This window comes from Aestuariicoccus sp. MJ-SS9 (assembly GCF_032586235.1).
Classification (GTDB): Bacteria; Pseudomonadota; Alphaproteobacteria; order Rhodobacterales; family Rhodobacteraceae; genus Aestuariicoccus.
On sequence record NZ_JAWHTD010000138.1, the window covers coordinates 1 to 570 of the forward strand.

Here is a 570-nt window from a genome sequence, read left to right on the forward strand (position 1 = left end):
CTAGTCACCTGAATCTGAAGTTCTTGCCAATGATTTCTGGCAAAAGCGTTGGACGGAGGTGAGGATCTCGTCGGCGGACTTCACCCATTTGTAGGGCTTGGGATTGTCATTGTGAGCGTCTATGAACGCCATGATGTCCGCTTCAAGCTCTGCAACGGACCGGTGGACGCCACGCTGGATCTGTTTTCGGGTCAGTTCGGCAAACCAGCGTTCGACCTGGTTGAGCCAGCTGGCCGAGGTCGGCGTGAAGTGGACGTGCCAGTGCGGTCGGCGCGCCAGCCAAGCCTTGATCCTCGGCGTCTTGTGGGTGGCATAATTGTCCATGACGATATGCACATCCTGGCCCTCTGGCATCTGCCTGTCGATCTGCTTGAGGAAGTCGAGGAACTCCGTCGCACGGTGGCGCTTGTAGCACTTTCCGATCACCGCGCCGGTGGCGATGTCGAGTGCGGCGAACAGCGATGTCGTGCCATTGCGTGTATAGGTGTGGGTGCGCCGTTCGGGGACACCAGGCGCCATGGGCAGAACGGGCTGCTCGCGGTCGAGCGCCTGGATCTGAGATTTTTCGTC

The 570-nt window shown here is 59.3% G+C and carries 1 protein-coding gene; it reads right to left on the minus strand.

Translation table 11 applies throughout. From position 1 onward, the window contains the following. On the minus strand, positions 1-570 hold a 570-nt coding region (locus RXV88_RS23630; RefSeq protein ID WP_316296188.1), incomplete at its 5' end, for an IS630 family transposase.